The following is a 9,109-nucleotide window of genomic DNA, read 5'->3' as shown; positions in this document are numbered from 1 at the left end:
CGTGGTGGAGTTCCAGCACGTCAAGCCGGGCAAGGGCGGCGCATTCGTGCGGACCACGCTGAAGAACGTGCTGTCGGGCAAGGTGGTCGACCGGACGTTCAACGCCGGCACCAAGGTCGAGACCGCCACCGTGGACAAGCGCGGCATGACCTACCTGTACAAGGAAGGCGACGACTTCGTCTTCATGGACGCCGACACCTACGAGCAGGTCCACGTGCCGGGTGCGGTCGTCGGGGACGGTGCCAACTACCTGCTGGACAACTCCGAGGCGATGGTCGCGGTGCACGAGGGCGTGCCGCTCTACATCGAGCTGCCGACCTCGGTCGAGCTGTTGATCACCTACACCGAGCCCGGGCTGCAGGGCGACCGGGCGACCGGTGGCACCAAGCCCGCCACGGTGGAGACCGGCGCCGAGGTGCAGGTGCCGCTGTTCGTCACCACCGGCGAGAAGATCAAGATCGACACCCGGGACGGCCGCTACCTCGGCCGCGTCAACAGCTAGTGACCCGAGTGAGCATCGCAGGCGCGTCAGCGCCGAGGAGCGCAGCGAGGTTTGCGATGAGCGCTCGCGCGAAGAGCCGAGTCTTCCGAGTGAGCATCGCAGGCGCGTCAGCGCCGAGGAGCGCAGCGAGGTTTGCGATGAGCGCTCGCGCGAAGAGCCGGTGAGCTAGGTGGCCGCTCGGAGCAAGGCTCGCAAGCGCGCCGTCGACCTGATCTACGAGGCCGACCTGCGCGGCGCGGACCCGGTGAGCACGCTGGCCGAGCGGATCGCGCTGGCCGACCCGCCGATCAGTGACTACACCATCGAGCTGATCGAGGGCGTCGCCGAGCATCGGGCGGCGATCGACCAGCTGCTCAACGACTACTCCGAGGGCTGGACGCTGGACCGGATGCCCGGGGTGGACCGGGCGGTGCTGCGGGTCGGGTTGTACGAGCTGCTGTGGGCCACCGACGTACCCGACGCGGTGGCCATCGACGAGGCGGTGGAGCTGGCCAAGCTGCTGTCCACCGACGACTCGCCGAAGTTCGTCAACGGAATCCTGGGCAGGGTGCTGCGCGATCAGCTGCCGGCCGGCGGCACGGCAGCCACCTGAGCCGGCAGCGGAGTTACTCCAGGCCGTGGCCGATCGAGCCCGGCGCCAGCACGCCCCAGGCGACCAGCTTCTCGGTCAGCCGCTCCAGCGAGGTGTCGAACATCAGGGCCAGCGCCCGCAGGTCCTCGCCGCGGATCGAGAGCACCTTGTTGCCGTAGTCGCCGCGCTGCCGCTGGATGGAGTGGGCGTAGCGGACCAGCGGGGCGGCGTCCTCGGCCGGTACGTGCTGCAGCTTCTGCAGGTCGAGCACCACCTTGCCGCCGCTGTCGGACCGGCTGCTGGTCGCGCCGTCCTCGGCGGGCAGCAGTTCGGAGATCGGCACGCCGTAGAACTCGGCCAGCTCCGCGAGCCGGGCCACCGACACCGCGCGGTCGCCGCGCTCATAGGAACCGACGACGACTGCCTTCCACTTGCCGTTGGACTTGCGCTCCACACCGTGCAGGGACAGCCGTTGCTGGGAACGGACAGCCCTCAACCGGCTACCCAGCGCGCGGGCATACTCTCGGTCACCCGGAGCCAGCCCGGCGACCTCCGAGCCGGCGCCTTCGGCCCCCGGGGCCGCGGCGACGTCGTCACCGATGGTCGGAGTGTTGTGCTCAGTCACGTCCCCGTCCTTCAACAGATTGGCCACGGGTGGTAGTCGTTCTCAACTGGCTGTGCTAGCAAATCCTTGCGTAACGCTGATTTTACAGAGTAACACTTCCACATACTGTAACCGGGTAACCCGACACTAGCGGTCAACTGCGGTTGCCATGCTTCATTCTGCTACCGTCGGCTTTGTTACGACGTCCTTTAACGACTCGTCCTGTGAGGCGAGGAAGGAGGTCTACGCAGCGTGCCTGCGCAGCCCATTTCGGACACATCAGTCCCCCTCTCCCCGACATTCACCCCTCCGGCCGACCCGCGGCCGGCCGCGGCGGGCGCCAAGACCGTCCTGCAGGCCGACGACATCGCCCGGGTGCTGGACCGGATCGCCCACCAGATCCTGGAGAAGACCTCCGGCGGCGACGGCGTGGTGCTGCTGGGCATCCCGACCCGCGGCGAGCCGCTGGCCCACCGGCTCGCCGAGCGGATCGCCACCTTCGCCGGCGTCCGGGTGGGCCTGGGCAGCCTGGACATCACCCTCTACCGCGACGACCTGCGCACCCAGGCCAGCCGCCCGCTGGGCCGCACCGTGGAGCCCGCCGGCGGTGTGGACGGCAAGCTGGTGATCCTGGTCGACGACGTGCTGTTCTCCGGCCGGACGGTGCGCGCCGCGCTGGACGCGCTGACCGACCTGGGCCGCCCGCGTGCGGTGCAACTGGCGGTGCTGGTCGACCGCGGGCACCGCGAACTGCCGATTCGGGCCGACTACGTGGGCAAGAACCTGCCGACCTCGGCCGAGGAGCAGGTCCGGGTGCGGCTGGCCGAGACCGACGGGGTGGACGAGGTCAGCATCCACGCCGGTGCCGCCGGTACTGCCAGGGCTGGAGGGCCGGCATGACCCGGCACCTGCTGTCGGCCGCCGACCTCGACGCCGCCGGCGCATACGAGATCCTGAATTCCGCCGAGCAGATGGACGCCATCCAGCACCGGCAGGTGAAGAAGCTGCCGGCGCTGCGCGGGCGCACCGTGGTCAACCTGTTCTTCGAGGACTCCACCCGCACCCGGTCGTCGTTCGAGATCGCCGGCAAGTGGCTGTCGGCGGACGTGGTGAACGTCAGCGCCAAGGGGTCGAGCGTCAGCAAGGGCGAGAGCCTGCGCGACACCGCGCTCACCGTGGCAGCGCTCGGGGTAGACGCGCTGGTGATCCGGCACCCCAGCTCCGGGGCGGCGCACCGGGTCACCGAATGGGTCGACTGCCCGGTCATCAACGCCGGCGACGGCACCCACGAGCACCCCACCCAGGCGCTGCTGGATGCCTTCACGCTGCGCCGCCGGCTCGGCGAGCTGGCCGGCCGGCACATCGTGATCGTGGGCGACCTGACCCACAGCCGGGTGGCCCGGTCCAACGTCCTGCTGCTCGGCCTGCTGGGCGCCCAGGTGACCCTGGTCGCGCCGCCGACCCTGATGCCGGCCGGCGTGCACACCTGGAACTGCTCCACCAGCTGGGACCTCGACGCCACCCTGGCCGGCAAGGTCGCCGGCGACGTCGACGCGGTGATGATGCTGCGGGTGCAGCGCGAGCGGATGGGCACCGGGTCCTCCGGCGGCGGTCGGGCCGCCGTGGGGTACTTCCCGACCGAGCGTGAGTACGCGATCGGCTACGGGCTGAGCCCGGCCCGGCTGGACCTGCTGCCCGAGCACGCCCCGGTGCTGCATCCCGGCCCGATGAACCGCGGCCTGGAGATCTCCTCGATCGCCGCCGACAGCCCCCGGTCGCTGGTGCTGGACCAGGTCCGGGCCGGCGTGGCGGTCCGGATGGCGGTGCTCTACCACCTGATGGCCGGTGCCGACGAGGGCTCCGGACGTACTGGGACGACCGGCGAGCCGCACCCCGCGGCGGTGCACGCGTGACCGGGTTCTCCCGGCCGGTGCTGCTGCGCGGCGTCCGGCCGCTGGGTGCCGCGGCGGTCGACGTGCTGCTGGCCGACGGCGCGATCGCCGGCCTCGGCCCGTCGCTGGAGCGGCCGGACGGCGCCGAGCTGATCGAGGCCGACGGGGCGGTGCTGCTGCCCGGGCTGGTCGACCTGCACACCCACCTGCGCGAGCCCGGCCGCGAGGACACCGAGACGATCGCCACCGGCTCGGCCGCCGCGGCCCTGGGCGGGTTCACCGCGGTGCACGCGATGGCCAACACCAACCCGGTCGCCGACACCGCCGAGATCGTCGAGCAGGTGGCCCGGCTCGGCGAGCTGGCCGGCCTGGTCGACGTGCGCCCGGTGGGAGCGGTCTCCCGCGGGCTGGCCGGCGAGCAGCTGGCCGAGATCGCCAACATGGCCCGCTCGTCGGCGGCCGTCCGGGTGTTCAGCGACGACGGGCACTGCGTCAGCGACGCCCGGTTGATGCGCCGGGCGCTGGAGTACCTCAAGCCCTTCGACGCCGTACTCGCCCAGCACGCCCAGGACCCCCGGCTGGCCGACGCCAGCTGCTGCGCGCACGAGGGGGAGCTGTCCGGACGGCTGGGGCTGCCGGGCTGGCCGTCGGTCGCCGAGGAGAGCGTCATCGCCCGGGACGTGATGCTGGCCCGGCACACCGGCTCGCGGCTGCACGTCTGCCACGTCTCTTCCGCCGGCAGCGTGGACGTGCTGCGCTGGGCCAAGCAACGCGGCATCCCGGTCACCGCCGAGGTGACCCCGCACCACCTGCTGCTGACCTGCGACCTGCTGGCCGGCTACGACCCGCTCTACAAGGTCAACCCGCCGCTGCGGCCGGCCGAGGACGTCGAGGCGCTGCGGGCGGGCCTGGCTGACGGGACCATCGACGCGGTCGCCACCGACCACGCCCCGCACGCCGCGCACGACAAGGACCACGCCTTCTCCGACGCCGCGTTCGGCATGCTGGGGTTGCAGACCGCGCTGGGGGTGCTGATCGAGACGATGGTCGAACCCGGCCGGCTGGACTGGGCCGGGCTCGCCGACCGGATGAGCGTCCGGCCCGCGGTGATCGGCCGGCTGGCCGGGCACGGCCGCCCGATCGCGGTGGGGGAGCCGGCCAACCTCACCCTGGTCGACCCCTCCGCGAGCTGGGTGGTGCAGCCGGCGGCGCTGGCCTCGCTGTCGCGCAACACCCCGTTCGCCGGCCGGCGGCTGCCGGGCCGGGTGCTGGCCACCTTCCTGCGCGGCCGGCCCACCGCCCGCGACGGGGTCGTGCCGGCACTGTCAGGGGCCTCGGCGGTGTGGGCATGACCCGGCTGCTGCTGGTGGCTGGCTGCGTGCTGCTGTTCGCCCTGGCCCTGGCCGGCATGCGGCTGGGCTGGCGGCACCGCGGCGCGCGCCAGGACTGGCTGCCGGAGCTGCCCGCGGTGCCCGGCACGCTCGGTGCCGAGCTCGCCGCGCCGCTGGCCGGCCTCTACGTCGGCACCACGCTCGCCACCCGGTGGCAGGACCGGATCGTGGCCCGCGGCCTGGGCGTCCGGGCCGCCGCGCTGGCCCGGTTGACCGAGGCCGGCGTGCTGGTCGAGCGGCAGGGCAGCAGCCCGGTCTTCCTGCCCGCTGACCAGCTGGTCGACGCCCGGCTGGAGCCGGCGCTGGCCGGCAAGGTGGTCGGCGCGGGCGGGCTGCTGGTGCTGCGCTGGCGGCACGGCGGGCAGGACCTGGACAGCGGCATCCGAGCCGAGGACAAGACCGGGTACCCGGCGTGGCTGGCCGCGCTGGAGCACCTGACCGCACCCGCCACCAGTACCGGCAGTGCCGGTCACGGGACGCGCACCGGAACCGAGAACGAGGCAATCTGATGACAGACAAAGCCATTCTGGTGCTCGAGGACGGCCGGACATTCGCCGGCGAGTCCTACGGGGCGGCCGGTGAGACCTTCGGCGAGGCGGTGTTCAACACCGGCATGACCGGCTACCAGGAGACCCTGACCGACCCGTCGTACCACCGCCAGGTGGTGGTGCAGACCGCGCCGCACATCGGCAACACCGGGGTCAACGACGAGGACCCGGAGTCCCGCCGGATCTGGGTGTCGGGCTACGTGGTGCGCGACCCGGCCCGCCGGACGTCGAGCTGGCGGGCCACCCGGTCACTGGACGAGGAGCTCGTCGCGCAGGGCGTGGTCGGGATCTCCGGGATCGACACCCGGGCGCTGACCCGGCACCTGCGCGAGCGGGGCGCGATGCGCTGCGGGATCTCCAGCACCGACCTGGATCCGGAGTCGTTGCGGCGGCGGGTGTTGGCCTCGCCGCAGATGGCCGGCGCGGACCTGGCCGGCGAGGTGAGCACCGGCGAGCCCTACACCGTCGAGGCGATCGACACCCGGCGGTTCAGCATTGCCGCGCTGGACTACGGCATCAAGGCGATGACCCCGCACCGCCTGGCCGAGCGCGGCATCACCACCCACGTGCTGCCGGCCGCCTCGAGCCTGCGCCAGGTGCTCGACACCGGTGCCGACGCGGTGTTCCTGTCCAACGGGCCCGGGGACCCGGCCACCGCCGACGATGCGGTCGCGCTGCTGCGCGAACTGCTCGGCACGCAGCTGCCCGTGTTCGGCATCTGCTTCGGCAACCAGCTGCTGGGCCGCGCCTTCGGCTTCGGTACGTACAAGCTGCGCTACGGCCACCGCGGCATCAACCAGCCGGTGCAGGACCGGGCCACCGGCAAGGTGGAGATCACCGCCCACAACCACGGCTTCGCCGTTGACGCTCCGATCGACCGGCCGACCTCGACGGACTTCGGCGAGGTGGAGGTCAGCCACATCTGCCTCAACGACAACGTGGTGGAGGGGCTGCGGGCCCGCGACGTCCCGGCGTTCTCGGTGCAGTACCACCCGGAGGCCGCGGCCGGCCCGCACGACGCGGCGTACCTGTTCGATCGGTTCGCCGAGCTATTGGAGGGTCGCGAGCGAGCATCGCAGCGCAGCGAGGAGCGGAGCGAGCCCGGCGATGAGCGCTCGCGCGAAGAGCAGAATGGATCAGCCTGATGCCCAGGCGCACCGACATCTCCCACATCCTGGTGATCGGCTCCGGCCCGATCGTGATCGGCCAGGCCTGCGAGTTCGACTACTCCGGCACCCAGGCGTGCCGGGTGCTGCGCAGTGAGGGCTTCCGGGTCAGCCTGGTGAACTCCAACCCGGCCACCATCATGACCGACCCGGAGTTCGCCGACGCCACCTACATCGAGCCGCTCACCCCGGAGTACGTGGAGAAGGTGATCGCGACCGAGGCGGCCCTGGGTCATCCGGTCGACGCGCTGCTGGCCACCCTGGGCGGGCAGACCGCGCTGAACCTGGCGGTCGCGTTGCACGCCCGCGGCGTGCTGGAACGCTACGGCGTGGAGCTGATCGGCGCCGACATCGACGCCATCCAGCGCGGCGAGGACCGCCAGAAGTTCAAGGACATCGTCCGGACGGTTGGCGCGGACGTGCCCGCCTCGGCGGTCTGCCACACCCTGGACGAGGCGATCGCCTTCGCCGAGACGGTGGGCAACCGGGTGGTCATCCGGCCGTCGTTCACCATGGGCGGCCTCGGCTCGGGGATGGCGCACACCGCCGAGGAGGTGCGGACCCGGGTCGAGCGCGGGCTGGCCGCCTCACCGGTGCAGGAGGTGCTGGTCGAGGAGAGCGTGCTCGGCTGGAAGGAGTTCGAGCTGGAGCTGATGCGCGACCGCAACGACAACGTGGTGGTGGTCTGCTCCATCGAGAACATCGACCCGATGGGGGTGCACACCGGCGACTCGATCACCGTGGCGCCGGCGATGACGCTGACCGACCGGGAGTACCAGCACATGCGCGACGTGGGCATCGCGGTGCTGCGCGAGGTCGGCGTCGACACCGGCGGCTGCAACATCCAGTTCGCCGTCGACCCGGCGTCCGGCCGGATGATCGTGATCGAGATGAACCCGCGGGTGTCGCGATCGAGCGCTTTGGCTTCCAAGGCAACGGGATTCCCGATCGCCAAGATCGCGGCGAAGCTGGCGGTCGGCTACACCCTGGACGAGGTCAGCAACGACATCACCGGCGCCACCCCGGCCTGCTTCGAACCGAGCCTGGACTACGTGGTGATCAAGGTGCCGCGGTTCGCGTTCGAGAAGTTCCCCGGTGCCGACCCGGTGCTCACCACCCACATGAAGTCGGTGGGCGAGGCGATGGCGATCGGGCGCAACTTCACCGAGGCGCTGGGCAAGGCGCTGCGTTCCACCGAGACGGCCATGGCCGGGTTCTGGACCGGCGCCGATCCGGACCCCGAAACCGCCTCGGTTGCCGAGCTGCTCCGGATCGCCGCGGTGCCCACCGACGGGCGGATCTACGCCGTCGAGCGGGCGTTGCGGGCCGGTGCGAGCGTGACCGACGTGGCCGAGGCCACCGGCATCGACCCGTGGTTCGTCGACCAGCTGGCGCTGATCGGCGAGGTCGGCCGGGAGCTGGCCGAGGCACCGAGCCTCACCGCCGAGCTGCTGCGCCGGGCCAAGCGGCACGGCCTGTCGGACCGGCAGATCGCGGCGCTGCGGCCGGAGCTGGCCGGCGAGGACGGCGTCCGGCTGCTGCGGCACCGGGCCGGCATCCGGCCGGTGTACAAGACCGTGGACACCTGTGCCGCCGAGTTCGCCGCCCGCACCCCGTACCACTACTCCAGCTACGACTCCGAGACCGAGGTCAGCCCGCAGCGCGAACGTCCCAAGGTCCTGATCCTCGGCAGCGGGCCGAACCGGATCGGGCAGGGCATCGAGTTCGACTACTCCTGCGTGCACGCGGTGATGGCGCTGCACGAGGCCGGCTTCGAGACGGTGATGGTCAACTGCAACCCCGAGACCGTCTCCACCGACTACGACACCGCCGACCGGCTGTACTTCGAACCGCTCACCTTCGAGGACGTGCTGGAGGTGGTGCACGCCGAGCGGCAGTCCGGCACCGTCGCCGGGGTGATCTGCACGCTGGGCGGGCAGACCCCGCTGGGCCTGGCCAAGCGGCTCAAGGACGCCGGGGTGCCGGTGCTGGGCACCCAGCCCGAAGCGATCCACCTGGCCGAGGACCGCGGCGAGTTCGGCCGGATCCTGCAGCAGATCGGGCTGCCGGCGCCCCGGTATGGCCTGGCCACCTCGTTCGACGAGGCCAAGCAGGTCGCCGACTCGATCGGCTACCCGGTGCTGGTCCGGCCGTCCTACGTGCTGGGCGGGCGCGGCATGGAGATCGTCTACGACGAGACCGGGCTGGCGACCTACATCGCCAAGGCCACCCACATCACCCCGGACCACCCGGTGCTGGTGGACCGGTTCCTCGACGACGCCGTGGAGATCGACGTCGACGCCCTCTACGACGGCACCGAGCTCTACCTGGGCGGGGTGATGGAGCACATCGAGGAGGCCGGCATCCACTCCGGCGACTCGGCCTGCTCGCTGCCGCCGATCACCCTGGACGGCCGGACCATCGACCGGGTCCGC

General features: G+C 71.8%; 9 protein-coding genes. 8 read left to right on the top strand and 1 reads right to left on the bottom strand.

Annotation, left to right across the window (positions count from 1 at the left end):
- Both efp and nusB read left to right on the top strand, forming a co-directional pair.
- Nucleotides 1–502 (top strand): elongation factor P (gene efp / locus VLJ82_RS06395; RefSeq protein WP_408662494.1); only part of this gene is annotated, 502 nt, incomplete at its 5' end.
- Between the two features lie 169 nt (nt 503–671).
- Nucleotides 672–1,094, top strand: a complete 423-nt coding sequence (nusB, locus tag VLJ82_RS06390; protein WP_408662493.1) for a transcription antitermination factor NusB — start codon at nt 672–674, stop codon at nt 1,092–1,094.
- Nucleotides 1,095–1,107: 13 nt separating this feature from the next.
- Here nusB and VLJ82_RS06385 read toward each other — a convergent pair whose 3' ends face one another.
- Nucleotides 1,108–1,614 (bottom strand): transcriptional regulator, encoded by a 507-nt coding sequence (locus tag VLJ82_RS06385; protein WP_408662495.1) that lies wholly within the window; start codon nt 1,612–1,614, stop codon nt 1,108–1,110.
- Between the two features lie 315 nt (nt 1,615–1,929).
- Between VLJ82_RS06385 and pyrR the strand changes: the two genes are divergently transcribed.
- From pyrR to carB, 6 genes are all read left to right on the top strand, one after another.
- Nucleotides 1,930–2,577: a bifunctional pyr operon transcriptional regulator/uracil phosphoribosyltransferase PyrR gene (gene pyrR, locus VLJ82_RS06380; protein ID WP_408662492.1), complete on the top strand. Its 648-nt coding sequence runs from the start codon at nt 1,930–1,932 to the stop codon at nt 2,575–2,577.
- Nucleotides 2,574–3,590 (top strand): aspartate carbamoyltransferase catalytic subunit, encoded by a 1,017-nt coding sequence (locus tag VLJ82_RS06375; protein ID WP_408662491.1) that lies wholly within the window; start codon nt 2,574–2,576, stop codon nt 3,588–3,590. Before pyrR ends, VLJ82_RS06375 begins: the two co-directional genes overlap by 4 nt.
- A complete protein-coding gene (locus tag VLJ82_RS06370) occupies nt 3,587–4,921 on the top strand; it encodes a dihydroorotase (RefSeq protein WP_408662490.1) in 1,335 nt (444 codons plus the stop codon). The genes VLJ82_RS06375 and VLJ82_RS06370 overlap by 4 nt, the downstream gene beginning before the upstream one ends.
- Nucleotides 4,918–5,469: a transporter gene (locus VLJ82_RS06365; protein WP_408662489.1), complete on the top strand. Its 552-nt coding sequence runs from the start codon at nt 4,918–4,920 to the stop codon at nt 5,467–5,469. The genes VLJ82_RS06370 and VLJ82_RS06365 overlap by 4 nt, the downstream gene beginning before the upstream one ends.
- Complete coding sequence (gene carA / locus VLJ82_RS06360; RefSeq protein WP_408662488.1) at nt 5,469–6,653, top strand: glutamine-hydrolyzing carbamoyl-phosphate synthase small subunit; 1,185 nt, start codon at nt 5,469–5,471, stop codon at nt 6,651–6,653. The genes VLJ82_RS06365 and carA overlap by 1 nt, the downstream gene beginning before the upstream one ends.
- Nucleotides 6,653–9,109 (top strand): carbamoyl-phosphate synthase large subunit (carB, locus tag VLJ82_RS06355; protein ID WP_408662487.1); only part of this gene is annotated, 2,457 nt, incomplete at its 3' end. The genes carA and carB, both read left to right, overlap by 1 nt.

The sequence above is a fragment of the Jatrophihabitans sp. genome (genome assembly GCF_035474675.1).
Lineage (GTDB): Bacteria > Actinomycetota > Actinomycetes > Mycobacteriales > Jatrophihabitantaceae > Jatrophihabitans_A.
This window is presented reverse-complemented; position numbering and strand designations above follow the sequence as displayed.